General features: G+C 70.0%; 14 protein-coding genes. 7 read left to right on the top strand and 7 right to left on the bottom strand.

Annotated features, from left to right (window positions below; genetic code table 11):
• The 4 genes from GXN78_RS10540 to GXN78_RS10525 all read right to left on the bottom strand — a co-directional run bounded on the left by GXN78_RS10540 (position 1) and on the right by GXN78_RS10525 (position 8776).
• A complete protein-coding gene (locus GXN78_RS10540; RefSeq protein ID WP_164255409.1) occupies positions 1-2262 on the bottom strand; it encodes a response regulator in 2262 nt (753 codons plus the stop codon).
• Complete coding sequence (locus GXN78_RS10535; RefSeq protein ID WP_164255408.1) at positions 2253-7196, bottom strand: HAMP domain-containing protein; 4944 nt, start codon at positions 7194-7196, stop codon at positions 2253-2255. Before GXN78_RS10535 ends, GXN78_RS10540 begins: the two co-directional genes overlap by 10 nt.
• 151 nt (positions 7197-7347) lie before the next feature.
• The gene (locus GXN78_RS10530) at positions 7348-7794 is read right to left on the bottom strand and encodes an acyl-CoA thioesterase (protein WP_106558482.1); all 447 of its coding nucleotides are present in this window, start codon (positions 7792-7794) and stop codon (positions 7348-7350) included.
• A 67-nt stretch (positions 7795-7861) separates the two neighbouring features.
• Entirely contained in the window at positions 7862-8776 is a 915-nt protein-coding gene (locus GXN78_RS10525; protein ID WP_106558483.1) for a LysR family transcriptional regulator, read from the bottom strand.
• A gap of 132 nt (positions 8777-8908) precedes the next feature.
• Here GXN78_RS10525 and gtdA point away from each other — a divergent pair, with 132 nt between their 5' ends.
• From gtdA to GXN78_RS10490, 7 genes are all read left to right on the top strand, one after another.
• Positions 8909-9982 carry a gentisate 1,2-dioxygenase gene (gene gtdA / locus GXN78_RS10520; RefSeq protein ID WP_106558484.1) on the top strand — a complete coding sequence of 358 codons (1074 nt, stop codon included), beginning with the start codon at positions 8909-8911 and terminating at the stop codon, positions 9980-9982.
• An 81-nt stretch (positions 9983-10063) separates the two neighbouring features.
• Positions 10064-10768 (top strand): fumarylacetoacetate hydrolase family protein, encoded by a 705-nt coding sequence (locus GXN78_RS10515; RefSeq protein WP_106558485.1) that lies wholly within the window; start codon positions 10064-10066, stop codon positions 10766-10768.
• 31 nt (positions 10769-10799) lie between these two features.
• Positions 10800-12020 carry a 3-hydroxybenzoate 6-monooxygenase gene (locus GXN78_RS10510; RefSeq protein ID WP_106558486.1) on the top strand — a complete coding sequence of 407 codons (1221 nt, stop codon included), beginning with the start codon at positions 10800-10802 and terminating at the stop codon, positions 12018-12020.
• A 43-nt stretch (positions 12021-12063) separates the two neighbouring features.
• Positions 12064-13023, top strand: coding sequence for a tripartite tricarboxylate transporter substrate binding protein (locus GXN78_RS10505; RefSeq protein ID WP_106558487.1), 960 nt, complete (start codon positions 12064-12066; stop codon positions 13021-13023).
• Positions 13024-13086: 63 nt separating this feature from the next.
• On the top strand, positions 13087-14046 hold the full coding sequence (locus GXN78_RS10500) for a tripartite tricarboxylate transporter substrate binding protein (protein ID WP_106558488.1): 960 nt from the start codon (positions 13087-13089) through the stop codon (positions 14044-14046).
• 21 nt (positions 14047-14067) lie between these two features.
• A complete protein-coding gene (locus GXN78_RS10495) occupies positions 14068-15414 on the top strand; it encodes an FAD-dependent oxidoreductase (protein ID WP_106558489.1) in 1347 nt (448 codons plus the stop codon).
• 74 nt (positions 15415-15488) lie between these two features.
• On the top strand, positions 15489-16406 hold the full coding sequence (locus GXN78_RS10490) for an acyl-CoA thioesterase II (RefSeq protein WP_106558490.1): 918 nt from the start codon (positions 15489-15491) through the stop codon (positions 16404-16406).
• Between the two features lie 69 nt (positions 16407-16475).
• Here the strand turns inward: GXN78_RS10490 and GXN78_RS10485 are convergent, their stop codons facing one another.
• From GXN78_RS10485 to GXN78_RS10475, 3 genes are all read right to left on the bottom strand, one after another.
• Positions 16476-17363, bottom strand: coding sequence for a DMT family transporter (locus tag GXN78_RS10485; protein ID WP_106558491.1), 888 nt, complete (start codon positions 17361-17363; stop codon positions 16476-16478).
• Positions 17364-17398: 35 nt separating this feature from the next.
• Entirely contained in the window at positions 17399-17641 is a 243-nt protein-coding gene (gene atpE, locus GXN78_RS10480; protein WP_068684783.1) for a F0F1 ATP synthase subunit C, read from the bottom strand.
• Positions 17642-17780: 139 nt separating this feature from the next.
• Positions 17781-18974, bottom strand: a complete 1194-nt coding sequence (locus GXN78_RS10475; protein ID WP_106558492.1) for a tetratricopeptide repeat protein — start codon at positions 18972-18974, stop codon at positions 17781-17783.

The raw sequence follows: 18974 nt of genomic DNA, 5'->3' as shown, positions 1-18974 counted from the left end.
CTACGACGCGGCCCTCGAGGGCTGCCGGTTCCCGGCGCCGCCCTGGGCGCGCTGCCCGGACCACTGCCGGATGCAGCCCAGCAGGGTCTCCGGATCGGCCGGCTTGACGAAGTGGTGGTCGAAGCCCGCGTTGTGCGCGGCCTGTCGATCCTCGTTCTGCCCATAGCCCGTCACCGCGATCAGCAGGGCGCCGGCCAGCTCGGGCATGGCGCGCATCCGGCGCGCGACCTCGTAGCCGTCCACCAGCGGCAAGCCGATGTCCAACACCACCACCACGGGACAGTGCGCGCTCGCAGCGGCGAGCGCCTCCTCGCCGTCGTGGGCGGTGCGGACCGCGTGGCCTTCCAGTTCGAGCATCGCGGCGATGCCGGTTGCCGCGTCGTGGTTGTCGTCGACGACCAGGATGCGCAGAGCCTCGACGCGGTGCGCCCCCGCGGCCTCTTGCGGCAAGGCCTGGCCGGCGGCCGGCGCCACCGTGCCGACACGCGGCAGCCGCAGCCGGAACTCGGAACCCCGGTCCCGGCCCTCGCTGAAAGCCTCGATCCGGCCGCCATGCATCTCCGTCAGCCGCCGCGCCAGCGTCAGGCCGACGCCCAGTCCGCCCTGGGCGCGGTCGAGGCCGCGCTCGCCCTGCTCGAAGAGATCGAAGATGCGCGGCAGCAGCTCGGCATCGATGCCGATCCCGTTGTCGCGCACCGACAGCATGATGTCTTCCTCCTCCAGCCAACAGACCAGCTCGATGCCGGTGCCCTCGGGGCTGTACTTGGCGGCGTTGTGCAGCAGGTTCGCGATCACCTGCGTGAGCCGGGCCATGTCGCCGAGCAGCCAGGCCGGCTGCTGCGGCACCACCACCTTCAGGGCCTGGCGGCGGCCGTCGATGAAGGGCTGCACCGTCTCCACGCTCTGGGCGACGACGGCGTTCAGGTCCAGGGTCGCGTGCTTCAGCACGATCTTGCCCTGGCTGATGCGCGCCACGTCCAGCAGCTCCTCGATCAGGCGCGTCAGCTGCTTGAGCTGCCGCTCGGCGATGTCGAGCGCCCAGGCCACCTTGGGATGGGGCGCCGCGACGCGGCGGATCACCTGCACCGCGGTGTGGATGGGCGCCAGCGGGTTGCGCAGCTCGTGCGACATCATCGCCAGGAACTCGTCCTTGCGCCGGTTGGTGCGCTGCAGCTCCTCTTGCGCGGCCTGCCGCTCGAGCATCTCGCGCTGCAGCACGAGGTAGAGGCGGGCGTTCTCGAAGGCTGTCGCGGCCCGCGCGGCCAGCTCGCCGAGCAGGCCGGCCTCGGCGGCAGCGCGCTCGATCGCACCGCTGCCGGCGATGAGCACCGCGCCCAGCATGCGCTCGCCGAAGATCAGCGGCACCACCTGCGCCGAACGCAGCGGCGGGAAGGCGTCGCCCGCGGCCGCGAGGCCGAAGTCCGCGGGGACCAGCGCCGCCAGCGCTTCCTCGTCCAGGCGGACGGACTGCCGCCCCTGCGCCGCATCGCGCAGCGCGCCGCGCAGGCGCTCGTGCAGGCGGGCTTCGGGGCCGGTCGACAGCTGCAGCGGCGCGCCGCCGGACGGCTGCGCCGCGGCCAGCATCTCGCCGGCGCCGAGGTCGGCATCGAGCAGCAGCACCACGGCCAGCGGCGCCAGCTCGGGGACCAGCAGCTCGACGAGCTGGTTCATCGCCACCGTGATCTGCAGCGAGCCGCTGAGCACGCGGCTCGCATGCGCCAGGAAGGCCGAGCGGCGGTCGTTCTCCTCGGCGACGCGGCGCGCCGCCTGTGCCGCCATCACCGCCGCGCGCGCATCGGCCTGCCGCCGCACCTGGCGCCGCATCTGGTGGAGCGCGACGAAGACCGAGACCTTGCTGCGCAGGATCTCCGGCACCACCGGCGACAGGATGTAGTCGACCGCGCCCAGCGAATAGCCGCGCGCGGTCTGCATCTCGTCGGCGTAGGAGGTGATGAAGATGATCGGGGTGTGCCTGCAGCGCCGGTGCTGGCGGATCAGCGTCGCGGTCTCGAAGCCGTCGATGCCGGGCATGTTGACGTCCAGCAGGATCACCGCGAACTCGCGCTGCAGGATCTCGCGCAGCGCGTCGGCGCCCGAGCGCACCAGCACCAGGTTCTGGCCCAGCTCCTCGAGCACGGTGCGGAACACCAGCAGCTTCTCGGGCAGGTCGTCGACCACCAGGATGTCGGCCTTCTCCACGGCCGTGCCATCGGGCTCCGGGTCCGGGTCTTCGGGCGGCAGGGCGAGGTCGTCTATTTGCACAGCCACCCCCGCAGGACCATCAGCAGGTAGGCCGTGTCCACCGGCTTCGACAGGTAGTCCCAGGCGCCGGCCTCGATGCATTTCTCGCGGTCGCCCTTCATGGCCTTGGCCGTCACCGCCACCAGCGGCAGCTGCTTGCCGCGCGGCAGGCGGCGCAGCTCGCGCATGGTCTGCATGCCGTCCATCTCCGGCATCATGATGTCCATCAGCACGATGTCGATGGTGTCGTCCTGCTGCACCAGGCGGATCGCGTCGCGGCCGTTCTCCGCCGACACGATATGCATGCCCTGCGCGTCCAGCACGGCCGCCAGCGCGAAGATGTTGCGCATGTCGTCGTCGACGATCAGCACCTTGCGGCCCGCCAGCGAGCCGGCGGCCTGGTGCATCGCCTCCACCGCGCGCCGCTCGGGCTCGGACATGCGGGCCATGCCGCGATGCAGGCAGAAGGCGGTGGCATCGATCAGCGCTTCGAGCGAGTCGGCGATCCGCGGCACGGCGCCGCCCGGGCCATGGTCCCAGCCGGGCACGGGGCCGTCGGGGCCGTAGAGCAGCACCGGCAGCTGCCGGGTGGTGGCGGGGCGCCCTTCCACGAACTCGGCCACGTCGCGCCGGCCGAGGCCGGGCAGGCGGCCGTCGGTCGCGAGGGCATCGATGTCGTTATGCGCCAGGGCGCCGCGGGCCGCATCGGCGCTCTCCGCGATCACGATCTCGACCTGGTCGGGCGGCAGGGCGGCGACATAGCTGTCGCGCAGGGCCGAGGGCGGCATCGCGACCAGCAGCCTGCGGGCGGGTGCCTCGACGAAGCGGTGCAGCTCGCCCAGCGCCGCATCCACCTCGTCGATCGACTGCAGCGGCTTGGCCAGGAAGCCGATGGCGCCGGAGGCCAGGGCCCGCTCGCGCGAGTCGTCCGTCGAGACCACGCAGACGGGGATGTGCCGCGTCGCCAGGTCGGCCTTCAGCCGCTCCAGGATGCGCCAGCCTTCCATGTCGGGCAGGTAGATGTCCAGCGTGATGAGCATCGGCCGGTGGTCGCGCGCCAGCGCCAGGGCGCCCGCGCCGCTGGCGCTCACCAGGCCCTTGAAGCCGGCGCGCCGCGCCGCGTGCAGCAGCATCCGGGCGAAGCCGAGGTCGTTCTCCACGACCAGCAGCACCTTCTCGCCCGGCAGGATGCTGTCGCGGTCGTCGTCGGCGATGTTGAGCGAGGACAGCAGCTCGGCCGTGGCTTCGGCCTCGGCCGGCGGCGCGGCCACCGGCTCGCCGGCGGGCGCGCTGCGCCGCGCCGGCCTGCGCGCTTCGGTCCGTGCTTCGGCGGGCTGGGCCGGTCCGGCCGCGGCGGGGCGGCCCAGGCGGGCGCCGCGCGGCGAGCTGTAGCTTTGCGGCAGGTACAGCGTGAAGGTGCTGCCCTGCGCCGGCACGCTCACCAGGCGGATCTCGCCGCCCAGCAGCCGCGCCAGCTCTCGGCTGATCGCCAGGCCCAGGCCGGTGCCGCCGTACTTGCGGGAGGTGGAGCCGTCCGCCTGCTGGAAGGCCTCGAACACGATCTGCTGCTTGTCGGCGGAGATGCCGATGCCGGTGTCGGTGACCGAGAAGGCCATCACCCGCCCGGCGCGGTTGAGGCTCTCGTTGTCCGCGGACCAGCCGCCGTCCACCGAGGACACCGTCATGGCCACCGAGCCCTGGTGCGTGAACTTGAAGGCGTTGGACAGCAGGTTCTTGATGATCTGCTGCAGCCGCTTGACGTCCGTCACGATGGTCTCGGGCAGCGGCCCCGCGGCGCGGATGTCGAAGTCCACATGCTTGGCCTCGGCCACGTGGCGGAAGCTGCGGTCGACCGAACGCTGCAGGTCGTCCAGCCGCAGCTCGCTGAGCTCCACCGCCACCGTGCCCGACTCGATCTTCGACAAGTCCAGGATGTCGTTGATCAGCATCAGCAGGTCGTTGCCCGAGAGGTGGATGGTCTTGGCGAACTCCACCTGCCGGGCCGTCAGGTTGCCCTCGCTGTTCTTGCACAGCTGATCCGACAGGATCAGCAGGCTGTTGAGCGGCGTGCGCAGCTCGTGCGACATGTTGGCCAGGAACTCGGACTTGTACTTGGAGGTGAGCGCGAGCTGCTCGGCCTTTTCCTCCAGCGCCTGGCGGGCCTGCTCCACCTCCTGGTTCTTGCGCTCCACCTCCTGGTTCTGGTGCACCAGCAGGCGCGCCTTCTCCTGCAGCGCCTCGTTGGTCTGCTGCAGCTCCTGCTGGCGGCTCTGCAGCTCCTCGGCCAGCGACTGCGACTGGGTCAGCAGGTCCTCGGTGCGCATGTTGGCCGAGATCGTGTTGATCACGATGCCGATGGACTCGGTCAGCTGGTCCAGGAAGGCCTGGTGCGAGGGATTGAAGCGCTCCAGCGAGGCCAGCTCCAGCACGCCGCGCACCTCGCCCTCGAAGATCACGGGCAGCACGATCACGTCCATGGCCGCGCCCTCGGAGAGCCCGGTGGCGATGCGGAAGGCCGTGCTCGGCACGTTGGTCAGCAGGATCTTGGTCTTCTCGACCGCGCACTGGCCGACCAGGCCCTGGCCCAGCTCGATCTCCTTGCCGTGCGCGTGCTGGCCGCCCGAGGCGTAGCTGGCGAAGAGCTTCAGCTTCGGCGTGCTGCCCGTGGTGGTCAGCAGGTAGAACTCGGCCTGCTGCGCGCCCACCACAGGCGCCAGCTCGGACAGGATCAGCTGGCCCACGGTCAGCAGGTCCTTCTGGCCCTGCAGCATGCGGCTGAACTTGGCGAGGTTGGTCTTGAGCCAGTCCTGCTCGGTGTTCTTCTGCGTGGTGTCCTTCAGGTTGCGGATCATCTCGTTGATCGTGTCCTTCAGGGCCGCGACCTCGCCGCGCGCTTCCACCGTGATGGAGCGCGTCAGGTCGCCCTGCGTCACGGCGGTCGCCACCTCCGCTATGGCACGCACCTGGGTCGTCAGGTTGGCGGCCAGCTGGTTCACGTTCTCGGTCAGGCCCTTCCAGGTGCCGGCGGCGCCGGGCACCTTGGCCTGGCCGCCCAGCTTGCCCTCCACGCCCACCTCGCGCGCCACGGTGGTCACCTGGTCGGCGAAGGTGGCCAGCGTGTCGGTCATGCTGTTGATGGTCTCGGCCAGCGCGGCGATCTCGCCTTTGGCCTCCACCGTCAGCTTCTGCTGGAGGTCGCCGTTGGCCACGGCGGTCACCACCTTGGCGATGCCGCGCACCTGGCCGGTCAGATTGCCGGCCATGAAGTTGACGTTGTCGGTCAGGTCCTTCCAGGTGCCCGAGACGTCGCGCACCTGGGCCTGGCCGCCCAGCTTGCCCTCGGTGCCCACCTCGCGCGCCACCCGGGTGACCTCGGCGGCGAAGGAGGAGAGCTGGTCCACCATGGTGTTGATGGTGTTCTTCAGCTCGGAGATTTCGCCCTTCACGTCCACCGTGATCTTCTTGGAAAGGTCGCCGGCGGCCACCGCGGTCGTCACCTCGGCGATGTTGCGCACCTGGCTGGTCAGGTTGCCGGCCATGAAGTTGACCGACTCGGTCAGGTCCTTCCAGGTGCCGGCCACGCCCTGCACGTCGGCCTGGCCGCCCAGCTTGCCCTCGGTGCCCACCTCGCGGGCCACCCGTGTCACCTCGGCGGCGAAGGAGCGCAGCTGGTCGACCATGGTGTTGACGGTGTTCTTGAGCTCGAGGATCTCGCCTTTCACGTCAACCGTGATCTTCTTGGAGAGGTCGCCGGCGGCCACGGCCTTGGTCACGTCGGCGATGTTGCGCACCTGAGAGGTCAGGTTGCCGGCCATGAAGTTCACCGACTCGGTGAGGTCCTTCCAGGTGCCGGCCACGCCCTGCACGTCGGCCTGGCCGCCCAGCTTGCCCTCGGTGCCCACCTCGCGTGCCACGCGCGTCACCTCGGCGGCGAAGGAGCGCAGCTGGTCGACCATGGTGTTGACCGTGTTCTTGAGCTCGAGGATCTCGCCCTTGACGTCCACCGTGATCTTCTTGGAGAGGTCGCCCGCGGCCACCGCCTTGGTCACGTCGGCGATGTTGCGCACCTGCGAGGTGAGGTTGCCGGCCATCGAATTCACCGAGTCGGTCAGGTCCTTCCAGGTGCCCGAGACGCCCTCGACCCGCGCCTGCCCGCCCAGCGAGCCCTCGGTGCCCACCTCGCGCGCCACCCGCGTCACCTCGGAGGCGAAGGAGCGCAGCTGGTCGACCATGGTGTTGATCGTGTTCCGGAGCGTCAGGAACTCGCCCTTCACGTCCACGTCGATCTTCTTCGACAGGTCGCCCTTGGCCACCGCGGTGGTCACGTCGGCGATGTTGCGCACCTGGTCGGTCAGGTTGCCGGCCATGGAGTTGACGGAGTCCGTCAGGTCCTTCCAGGTGCCGGCCACGCCCTTGACCTTGGCCTGGCCGCCCAGCTTGCCCTCGGTGCCCACCTCGCGCGCCACCCGCGTCACCTCGGCCGAGAAGTTGCCGAGCTGGTCGACCATCTTGTTGATGGTCTTGGCGGTGCGCAGGAACTCGCCCTCCAGCTGGCGCCCGTCCACTTCCAGCGCCATGCTCTTGGAGAGGTCGCCCTGGGCGACGGCGCCGATCACGCGGGCGACCTCGGTGGTGGGGTGGACCAGGTCATCGATCAGCGCGTTGACGCATTCGACCGATTCGCCCCAGAAGCCGCGGGTTTCGCTGAGGACCGCGCGTTGCTTGAGCTTGCCCTCCTTGCCGACCACCTGGCGCAGCCGAACCAGCTCGGCGGCCAGCGTCGCGTTCTGCTCGACCAGGTCGTTGAAGACATCGGCCACCTTGCCGGACAGGCCGGTCCAGTGCAGCGGGAGACGGACCTTCGCGTCGCCCTTGCGAAAGCGGGTCAGCGCATCCAGCAGGATGGCCATCTCCTCGAGCGACCCCGTCGCGATGGATTTGTCCAGCACGTTCATCTCTCTCGCCTCCGGTCGTTATCGGGTAAGGGTCGCGGTAGATGCTGCCCAGCCAGGGCTTGCCGGGGCAGTGTATCGACCGCCGTCCCGAAACGGCGTCAGACGAGACGTACAAGGATTCCCGGCGCCGAGCGCGCGGGAAGGCGCCGAATCAGATGCCGGAGGCGGCGCGGGAGGCTTCCAGGTGCGCCTTGGCCCGCGCCGCCAGCGTCTTGGCCTCGTCGGTGGCGGGCACGTAGGGCGCGATCGGCAGCGGCCGGCCGTGCGAATCGACCGAGACGAAGACGATCAGGCACTCCGCCGTCTTCTGCATCTCGCCCCCCTTCATGTCGCCGCTGCGCACCTCGACCGCGATGTTGATGCTGCTGTTCCCGGTGTAGGCGAGCTTGGCCTCGACCTCGACCAGGTCGCCGATCATGATGGGATGGTGGAAGCGGATGCTGCCGATGAAGACGGTCACGCAGTAGCGCTTGGACCAGCTGGTCGCGCAGGCGTAGCCGGCCTCGTCGATCCACTTCATGACGGTGCCGCCGTGGACCTTGCCGCCGAAGTTGACGGTGCTGGGTTCGGCGAGGAAGCGCAGGGTGATGGAGCTCATGGCGGCCTCGAAGGGGGTGGAAATCGTAGGAATCGTGGGGATCGCGGGAAGGGCGCGATGGCGCCGATTATGCGAGGCCCGCCGCCTGCCCCGGGCCGAAAAGCTGGGCCACCGTGCGCCGCAGCCACGCATTGCCCGGATCGGCATGGAAGCGCTCGTGCCAGTGCTGCTTGACCGCGTAGGGCGGCAGCGCGAAGGGCGGCTCCAGCAGCTTCACCGGCTCCTGCGTGACCAGCACCTCGCCCAGGATGCGCGGCACGATCACGATCAGCTCGGTGTGGGCGACGATGCGCGCCACGCTCAGGAAGCTGGACAGCGCCACCACCACGTTCCGCCTCAGGCCCAGCCGCGCGATGGTCTTGTCGACGATCGCATGGCCGGTGCCCGAGGAGGAGATCACCGCATGCGCCTCGGCCTCGAAGCGCTTGCGGGTGAGCCGCTCGCCGATGCGCGGATGGTTGCGCGCCGCCACGCAGACGAAGTTCTGCTTGAAGAGCGTCTGCTGGTAGAAGCCCGCGTCCAGCTGCGGCATGAAGCCCACCGCCAGGTCCACCTCGCCGTCGGCCAGGCGCCGCCCGCTGTCGGTCGAGATGATCTCGGTTTCGAGATGCACGCCCGGCGCCGTGCGGCGCAGGTGGTCGAGCAGGCCGGGCAGCAGCACCACCTCGCTGATGTCGGTCATGCAGATGCGGAAGTTGCGCTGCGCCCGGCCGGGGTCGAAGCTGCTGCGGCTGCCGCGGGCCTGCTCGATCTGCGACATCGCCTCGCGCACGTGCGGCAGCATGCGCTGGGCGTAGGGCGTGGGCTGCATGCCCTGCGCGGTGCGCGCGAACAGCCGGTCGTCGAAATGCGCGCGCAGCTTGTTGAGCATGGTGCTGGCGGCCGCCTGCGCCATGCCGAGCCGCTCGGCCGCCTTGGAGACGCTGCCGGTTTTGTAGATCTCGTCGAACACGGTGAGCCATTCGAGATCGAGCTTGGCCATGGGATGTCCTTCTTCGGTTCGGCCACCATTATCCGAAAACGAGATGCGAAGTATTGGCTACAGGGCTTGAGGAAATAGTGGTCGCGCCCAACAATGCACCCCAAGGCGCAGAACGCCTGGAGACACGACCCCATGAACACCGCCCCCCAGACCCCCGCGCACGGCAACGCCGCCGAGCGCCGCGACTACTACGAACGCATCCGCCCGCTGAACCTCACGCCCCTGTGGGAATCGCTGCACGCCCTGGTGCCGCGCGAGCCGCAGACGCCCTGCGTGCCGGCGCTGTGGCGCTACGACGAGATCCGCCCGCTGCTGATGGAGTCGGCCGCGCTCATCACGGCCGAGGAGGCGGTGCGCCGAGTGCTGGTGCTGGAAAACCCGGCGATCCCCGGCCGCTCCTCGATCACCCAGTCGCTCTATGCCGGCCTGCAGCTGATCATGCCGGGCGAGGTCGCGCCCTCGCACCGCCATGTGCAGTCGGCGCTGCGCTTCATCGTGGACGGCAAGGGCGCCTACACCACGGTGGGGGGTGAGCGCACCACCATGTACCCGGGCGACTTCATCATCACGCCCTCGTGGGCCTGGCACGACCACGGCAACGAGGGCATCGAAGGCGTGGCCGAGCCGGTGGTCTGGCTGGACGGCCTGGACATCCCGATGCTGCGCTTCTTCGACGCCGGCTTCGCCGAGAACGACGACGCCAAGGTGCAGCACGTGGCCCGGCCCGAAGGCAACAGCCTGGCGCGCTTCGGCCACAACATGGTGCCGGTGCGGCATGACCACGTGGCGCCCACCTCGCCGATCTTCAACTACCCGTATGCGCGCAGCCGCGAGGCGCTGGCCCAGCTGCAGAAGCAGGAGGCGCCGGACGCCTGGCTGGGCCACAAGCTGCGCTACGTCAATCCGCTGACCGGCGGCGCGCCGATGCCGACCATCGGGACGAACCTGCAGCTGCTGCCCAAGGGCTTTGCCGGCAAGACGCATCGCGCGACCGATGGCACGATCTACAGCGTGGTCGAAGGGCGCGGCACGGCCGAGATCGGCGGCCAGCGCTTCGACTTCGGCCCGCGCGACACCTTCGTCGTGCCGTCGTGGGCGCCGCTGCGGCTCTCGGCCGCGGAAGACGCCGTGCTGTTCAGCTTCTCCGACCGTCCGGTGCAGCTCGCCATGGGCGTGCTGCGCGAGGCCTTCCTGCAGGACGCCTGAGTTCGCGCCGCCCGCACGGCGGCACTCTCTTTTTTCCCTTTTTTTCTTGAACCACATGCCGCCCCGCGGCAGGAGCCAGCCATGTCCTATGTCGTCACGCCGCCGGCCACCGTCGGCCTTCCCATCGTCGGTTCGTCCGACCTGTTCCCGGTGCGCCGCGTCTACTGCGTCGGCCGCAACTACGCGGCCCATGCGCGCGAGATGGGCTTCGACCCCGACCGCGAGCCGCCCTTCTTCTTTTGCAAGCCCAACGACGACGCCTCCATCGTGCCGGTGCCGGCGGGCGAGACGGTGGGCATCCCCTACCCGGACCAGACCGTCAATTACCACTACGAGGCCGAGCTGGTGGTGCTGATCGGCCAGGGCGGCCGGAACATCGCGGTGGAAGACGCCGCCAAGCACATCTACGGCTACGCGGTCGGCCTGGACATGACGCGCCGCGACCTGCAGATGAAGATGCGCGAGCAGGGCCGGCCTTGGGAGATCGGCAAGGCCTTCGATTTCTCGGCACCCATCGGGCCGGTGCGCAAGCTCGCGGATGCGGGCGAGATCGCCGGCGGCGCGATCGCGCTCGAAGTGAATGGCGAGACGCGCCAGAAGAGCGACATCCGCAACCTGATCTGGTCGGTCAACGAAGTGATCGCCAATCTGTCGACGCTGTTCGCGCTGCAGCCCGGCGACCTGATCTTCACCGGCACGCCCGAGGGCGTTGGCCAGGTGCAGCGCGGGCAGACGATGAGCGTGCGCATCGACGGCCTCGATCCGATCTCGGTTCGGATCGATTGAATTCCTGAGCCATCGCGACAGGAGACAAACCATGAGCACCCCACGACAAGAGAAGCCCTCCGTGCTGCTGGTCGGCGGCGGCATCGGCGGCATGGCGGCAGCGCTGGCGTTGGCGCGGCTGGGCATGACCATCGACCTGCTGGAGCAGAGCGCCGCGATCGGCGAGATCGGCGCCGGCCTGCAGCTGGGCCCCAACGCCTTCGCCGCGCTCGATGCGCTGGGCGTGGGCGAGGCCGTGCGGCGCGGCTCGGTGTTCACCGACCGGCTGGTGATGATGGACGCGGTGGACTGCAGCGAGGTCGCCTCGGTGCCGGTGGGTGAAGCCTTCCGCGCGCGCTTCGGCAATCCTTATGCGGTGAGCCACCGCGCCGATCTGCATGGCGCGATCCACGAGGCCGTGAAGCAGCATCCGCTGATCCGCTTCCACACCTCCGCCCAGGTCGAGCAGCTGGACATCGGCGAGCGTGGCGTGACTGCGGTGACGCGCGACGGCCGGCGCTTCCAGGCCGACGCCATCGTCGGCGCCGACGGCGTCAAGTCGGTGGTGCGCAGCAAGCTCATCGGCGATGCGCCGCGGGTCTCGGGCCATGTGGTGTATCGCGCCGTGGTGCCGGCCGCCGACATGCCCGAGGACCTGCGCTGGAACGCGCCCGTGGTCTGGGCCGGCCCCAACTGCCATCTGGTGCACTACCCGCTGCGCCACGGCGAGCAATACAACCTGGTCGTGACCTTCCACAGCCGCTACGACGAGACCTGGGGCGTGACCGACGGCAGCAAGGAGGAGGTGCTCTCCTACTTCGAGGGCATCCATGCCCGCCCGCGCCAGCTGCTGGACCGGCCCACCTCCTGGCGCCGCTGGAGCACGGCCGACCGCGAGCCGGTCGCCAGCTGGAGCCGGGGCCCGGCCACGCTGCTGGGCGATGCGGCCCATCCGATGATGCAGTACCTCGCGCAGGGCGCCTGCATGGCGCTGGAGGATGCGGTCACGCTGGGCGCTGCCGTCGAGGCCTGCGACTTCGACCTGCCCGCGGCCTTCCAGCTTTACAGCGATGCCCGCGTGGCACGCACCGCCCGCGTCGTGCTGTCGGTGCGCGAGATGGGCCGGCTCTACCATGCCAAGGGCGTGGAGCGGCTGGTGCGCAACAGCCTGTGGGTCGGCCGCACGCCGGAGCGCTTCTACGATGCGGTCGAATGGCTGTACGCGTGGAACCCCGCGCACTGTCTCGCCGACGCGCAGGGCGCCACAGGCTGAACCGCACATTGCATTTCAACGACATCCACGGAGACAAGTCCTCATGAAGCCCATCCTCTCGCTGATCGCCGGCGTCCTCGTCACCACCGGCGCCTGGGCCCAGGCCGACTACCCCAGCAAGCCCGTCACCCTGGTCACGCCCTTCGCTGCCGGCAGTGGCCCCGACGCGGTGCTGCGCCTGGTGGCCGATAAGCTCGGCCGCCTCTGGAACCAGCGCGTGGTGGTGGACAACAAGCCCGGCGGCGGCGGCTTCATCGCCATCGAGCAGGCGCGGCGCGCGGCACCCGACGGCTATACCCTGCTGCAACTGGACAGCGAGCACATCGCCGCGCTGCCCCATCTCTACAAGTCGCGCAACTTCGTGACCCTGCAGCATTTCGACCCGGTGGCCTCGCTGTTCCGCACGCCCTTCTTCGTCGCGGTGCCCACCGATTCGAAGTGGAAGAACATGACGGATCTGGTCGCCGCGGCCAAGGCTGGCCCGGTGAGCTACGGCTCGTGGGGCGTGGGCAGCCCGGGCCACCTGGGCGCGCAGCAGTTGGAGGCGCTGACCGGCGTACAGATGCAGCACGTGCCCTACCGCGAGGTCTCGCAGCTCTACGCCAACGTGGGCTCGGGCGAGGTGCCCTGGGCCTATGCCAGCATCCCGTCGAGCCAGGGCATCTACAAGGCCGGCAAGCTGCGCTACATCGCGGTGGCCGCGCCGAAGCGCATTCCGCAGATGCCCGACGTGCCCACCATGGCCGAGGCGGGCGGGCCGGCGGGGCTGGAGGTGAATTCCTTCGTCTCCATCCTCACGCCCAAGGGCGTCTCGCCGGCGATCCAGTCGAAGATCAACGCCGACGTGGCCAAGGTCATCGCCGACCCCGAGATCCGCGCCCGCTTCGACACCTTCGCCTTCGAGCCGCTGGCCTGGTCGCCCGAGGAGATCCGGCGCCAGGCCGAGGCCAAGTCCAAGGTCTATGGGGAGCTGGTGAAGCGGGGGAACATCAGCCTCGAGTAACACGTGGTCACAGCTCGGCTTTATCCTCGGGCTCTCCCTTTCACTTCGCATCTCGTCCATCCAATGCATCTGTCCAAGAGAGCTCTCCTGATCGCCGCCTGTGCGCTGCCTCTGGCCGCCGGTGCCCAGGCCACCTGGCCCACCAAGCCCGTGCGACTGGTCGTCGGATTCCCCGGCGGCTCCACGCCCGACATCGCCGCGCGCACCATCGCCGAGCCGCTGGCCAAGGCGCTGGGCCAGCCGATCGTGGTCGACAACAAGCCCGGCGCCTCGGGCAACATCGCGGCCGACCAGGTGGCCAAGGCGACCGACGATCACACCCTCGGCGTGGTGATCAACGGCAACCTGACCTCGTCGAAGATGCTCTATCCGAAGCTGCCCTACGACCCGGGCAAGGACTTCACCTACCTCTCGCTGCTGACCACCGCGCCGCTGGTGCTGGTGGCGCAGAACAGCCTGCCTAGCGGCGCGGCCTTTGTCGACGCCGCGCGCAACAGCGCAGACAAGTGGAGCTACGGCTCGGTGGGCGTCGGCTCCGTGGGCCACCTGGGCATGGAACTGCTCAAGAGCCGCGTGCCGGGCCTGAAGGCAGTCCACGTGCCCTACCAGGGCAACCCGCAGGTCATGACCGACCTGATCGGCAACCAGATCCAGATGGCGCTGATCCCCCCCGGCATCGCCATGCCCCAGGTCAAGGCCGGCAAGGTGAAGGCCATCGGCCTCACCAGCGGCCGCAGCACGCTGGTGCCGGAGCTGCAGCCGCTGGCCGATGCCGGCGTGAAGGACTTCAGCCTCGAGGTGTGGACCGCGCTGCTGGGCCCGGCCAATCTTTCCAAGCAGGCGCAGGAGCGCATCACGCGCGAGCTGGCCGTGGTGATGAAGTCGCCGGAAGTGCGCCAGAAGCTCTTCGAGCAGGGCTGGCAGGCGGTGGGCACCTCGCCCGACGGCATGCGCACGCGTGTGAAGGAAGAGGCCGCCGTGATGACCAAGATCATTTCGACGCAAGGCATCAAGATTCAGTAGCCCTTGTTCAGGTTTCACCAAATGACTTCGACCCTTCGTGAACCGGCGCGCGATCTCCCCATCTTCGGCGAGTACGACGTGGTCGTGGTCGGCGGCGGTCCTGCCGGCATTGCGGCGGCGGTGAGCGCGGCGCGCCACGGCGCGCGCACGCTGCTGGTAGAGCGCTACGGCTTCCTCGGCGGCATGGGCACGGCGGGCGGGGTGACCAATTTCGCCGGCCTCTACGGCAAGCGCGGCGGCGAGATGACGCAGCTGGTACACGGCGTGGTCGGCGAGCTGCTGGCGCGCATCGATGCGCTGGGCGGGCTCAACAAGCCGCAGGACGGCATGCAGGGCCGCATCCGCGTGCGCTCCTACGACACCTCGGTCTACAAGTGCGCCGCCGACCAGCTCCTGCTCGATGCCGGCGTCGAGCTGCTCTTCCATGCGCTGGCCGCGTCGGTCGTGATGGACGGCGCGCGCATCGCCGCGCTGGTGGTCGAGACCAAGTCGGGCCGCGTGGCCCTGCGCGCCAACGCCTTCATCGACGCCAGCGGCGACGCCGACGTGGCGGCCTTCGCGGGCGTGCCCTTCGCGGTCGGCGACGGGCAGGGCAGCGGGCTCTTTCCCTCCACCATGTTCCGCGTCGGCCACGTGGACGCGCCGCGCGCGCTGGCCGCGGTGGGCGAGTTCAAGGCCATCAACGAGCTGATGGCGAAGGCGCTCGAGCGCAGTCCCGAGGCCTACCGCTTCCCGCGCGAGGGCGCGATCCTGCGGCCGCAGATCGATCCGCGCGAATGGCGCGCCAACGTCACGCAGATCCGCAACGCCAGGGGCGATGCGATGAACGGCGTGGATGCGCGCGAGCTCAGCGAGGGCGAGATCGAGGGCCGGCGCCAGATCGGCGAGTACTTCCGCTTTCTCAAGGCCGAGGTGCCGGGCTTCGAGCAGTCGGCCATCGTCGAGATCGCGCCGCAGGTGGGCATTCGCGAGACGCGGCGCATCGAGGGCGCCTATGCGCTTTCGGGCGAGGACATCCTGTCCTCCGCGCGTTTCGACGACTGCATCGGCATCAACGCCTGGCCGATGGAGATGCACGCCGCCGGCAAGATCGAATGGGCCTTCCCGCGCGACCAACAGCGCACCTACAACCAGCTGCCCTGGCGCATGCTGGTGCCGCGCGGCGTCGACAACCTGCTGGTGGCCGGCCGCTGCGCCTCGATGACGCACGAGGGCCAGTCGGCCGCGCGCGCCAGCGGCGGCTGCTTCGTGATGGGGCAGGCGGCGGGCACGGCGGCGGCTTCGCTGGGCGCTTCGCGCTTCGCCGAGGTGGATGTGGCGGCGTTGCAGAAGAGGCTGGCGGCCGACGGCGTCGATCTGGATCGCTGACAGCCCGGAGACACACGGCGGGCAGGCTCTTTGCTATCGTCGATGGTTCCTGTTTGCCGCGAACCGCCCCCACGATGACCGATCCCGCCACCGCCGCCCGCCTCGTCGGCGAGCTTGTAGCCCTGATGCAAATGCAGCCGCTGGGCGAGGACCGCTTCCTCGCGCAGAGCGAGGACATCGGCACCCCGGCCGTGTTCGGCGGCCAGGTGCTGGGCCAGTCGCTGGTGGCTGCCAGCCGCACGGTGGGCGCCGACCGGCCGGCGCATTCGATGCATGCCTACTTCCTGCTGCCCGGCGAGCATGCGCCCATCGAGTATTCGGTGGACCGCGTGCGCGACGGCCGCAGCTTCACGACGCGGCATGTGGTGGCGCGTCAGCGCGATCGCATCATCTTCGAGATGTCGGCCTCTTTCCAGACGGTGGACGAGGGCATCGAGCACCAGCTGGAGATGCCCGTCGAGGCCGGCCCCGAGGGCCTGCCGAGCGAGCTGGAGCAGCGCCACGCGCTCGGCGACCGGCTGCCCGAGCGCTGGCGCAACGCCGCCCTGTCGCCGCATGGCATCGAGTACCGCCGCGTCGATCCCGACGACCTGCTCGATCCGGCGCCGCGACCGTCACAGGCTGCCCTCTGGATGCGCGCGATCGCGCCGCTGCCCGACGACCCGGTCGTGCACCGCGCGCTGCTGGCCTATGCGTCGGACCACGGCCTGCTGCGCGCCGCGATGCTGCCGCATGGCCTGAGCTTCATGAGCGGCCGGGTTCGCCCCGCCAGCCTCGACCACGCGATGTGGTTTCACCGCGATTTCCGGATGGACGACTGGCTGCTCTACGTGATCGATTCGCCCAGCGCCGGCGGTGCCCGCGGCTTCTGCCGGGGCAGCCTGTTCACGCGCGACGGACGGCTGGTGGCGTCGACGGCACAGGAAGGGATGCTGCGGGTGCTGCCCGAGGGAAGCCCCTGGTCGACGGCGGGCGGCGCGGCGCCGATCTGAGCGCTACGCGCCGTAGCGAGCACCCTCGCGAGTCAATGCACGAGCCGGGCTGAGTCCCGGCCTACTTCCTCAGTCGCCGCCGGCCCGGGCCGGCCACAGCACGGAGGCGATGGCCACCATCATCAGCACCACTGCGGCCCAGTCCTGCCAGTAGACGGTCTCGCCCAGCCACAAAGCGCCGCTGAACACGCCCAGCACCGGGATCAGCATCACGCTGAGCGTGGAGGCCACCGGTGGCAGGCTGCGCGCGAGGTAGAACCAGACCGCATGCGCAAAGCCGAAGATGAGCACCGCATTGAAGAGGATCGCGCCCCAGGCGGCCGTGTTCGGCGCGCGCCACTGCGGGCGTTCGAACAGCAAGGTCAGCAGGCTCGTCACCACCGCGGTGAGCGCCGTCATCCAGAACGAAAGCGTGAGCGTGGGCAGCTCGATGCGCGAGTGCCGCAGCAGCTGTGTGCCCAGCGCCCAGGTGGCCGCCGCCATCAACGCCAGCGCAACGTAGCCGGGCCGCCCCGCGAGGTGCGTGAGCTCGTGCCACAGCAGCAGCGCCACGCCGAGCGTGCAGGCGCTCACGCCCAGCCACCCGCGCCGCGTCAGCGTGGCGGAAAAGAGCATGGCGCCGATCACGGCCGAGAACACCGGCATCGTGTAGCCCAGGATCGCCGCGCGTCCGCTCGACAGCGCCTTCACGGCGAGGATGATGCAGGCGTGCCAGACGAACATGTTGGTGGCCGCCAGCCACAGCAGCTGCGGCCAATGCCGGCGCGGCACGCGAAACGGCACCTTCATCGCCACCAGCGCCAAGGCCAGCACCGGCAGGCCGAGCCAGAGCGAAAGGCTTCGAAAGGCCAGCGGCGGATAGTCGGCCACCCCCAGCTTCATCACCGGCCAGTTGATGCCCCAGATCAGGGTCAGGGGAACGAGCAGGGCCAGCTGGCGCAGGGTAAAGGCGTGCATGGGCCGGGATTGTGGCCTGCACGCCTGCAGCTTCTTCAGCGGAAGGGATTCGCCGTTGCGAACCAGAGGCCGATGCCGGTGGCGATGATGAAGGCGCCGTCGGTGACGCCCGCGATCAGGAAGAACAAGGTCTGCAGCTGGTCCTTGAGCTCGGGCTGCCGCGCCGTGCCTTCCAGCAGCCTCGACCCGACGATGCCGATGCCGATGCAGGAGCCCACGGCGGCGATGCCGATGAGAAGCGCGACGGCGAGGGGGAGGATGTCGAAGCCTTGGGTCATGATGCTCTTTCGTGGCCTTGGGAGTTGGGCCTGGTGACTGCCGGAACCCCCTTGGCTCCGGCTTGCCTCCACTGTCGCCGAGGGGGTGCGCGGCGTCGATGACCTCGGAGGTCATGGCGGCTGGCGTACGTCGCGTACTTCAGCGCAGGGCGATGACCTGGAGCGCGAGGCGCAGCGCGCTTTCGTAGGCCTGGTCGGCGGGCAGCGTGCCGGAGGGCCGGGCGGGCGCGGCGGGGCTGGCCGCATCCGGCGCCGAGGTGGGCGTCGCGATGCCCGGGAGGTCCTGCCAGCGCGAGGCGGGCAGCATCACGGCCTCGCGCTCGACGCCCGGCAGTGCGATGCCTGCGAGTCGCCCCTGGGCGTCGAGCACCGGCCCGCCATGCGGTCCGTCGGCCAGCTCGATGCCCAGGCGCCGAAGGCCGTTGCTCGGGAGCGCACCGAAGAAGCCCTGGCTGAGCCACGGCCACGCGGGAGCGGCGCTGCTCGATTCGGCATATTCGACCGCGAAGCCCGGACTCCCCGCGAAGGGCTCGCGCGGCGCCACGGCGAGCGAGGGCGGCGGCTCCAGCGCGGCGTCGAGGCGCAGCAGCGTGACGCCGAAGGCCTCCAGAACCTTCGAGTTCTCATCGACCCGCGCCCGGGTGGTCTGCCCCAGGCCGTTGCGCACCCACAGCATGCCGGAGGGCGCCGAGCGCACCGCGGCGTTGGGCACCAGGGCCAGCGTTCCATCGCGGATCAGCACGCCGCTGGAGACGATGCGCGCCGTCTCCGGAATCGCGTCCTGCCCTGGCGCCATCACGGCCTGCGGGGCCAAGCGATGCGGCGTCTGCAGCAAGGCGCCCGCCGCCATCGGCCGGGGCGTTGCGAACGCGCGGCGGACCTCGAGCGATACGGGGTCTTGCGGCGAGCGCTCGAGCGTCTCGTTCAGTACGCGCTCGGCGAACGCACCCTGGCCGCCGGCCCCCAGCAGCCACGCGTACAAGGCGCCGGCCGAAGGCGACTCGCGGTGCGTGCCGGCGGTATGCGCACAGAAGGCGAGCGCGCGACGGTACTGCCCGGCCTGCAGGTAGGTCCGCACCAGGCCCATCTCGGTGTCGGGCGCGTGCAGCATCATCGCGGCACGGTCGAAGCTCTCGTTGGCCGCGGCGGCGTCGCCCCGCGCGAGCTCCGACTCGGCGCGGCGCAGCAGGGCCGTGCGGGCGTCCATCAGCGCCGGATCGTTCACGCGAAAGTCCGTGATCGATGCCGCGGAGCGCGGCGGCGTGGCCGGCTGTGCAAAGGCCTGCGTGCCGGCCAGGCCCAGCGCGATGCAGGCGGCTGCGATTCGCTTCAA

The sequence above is a fragment of the Variovorax sp. WS11 genome (genome assembly GCF_010499245.1).
Classification (GTDB): domain Bacteria; phylum Pseudomonadota; class Gammaproteobacteria; order Burkholderiales; family Burkholderiaceae_C; genus Variovorax.
This window is presented reverse-complemented; position numbering and strand designations above follow the sequence as displayed.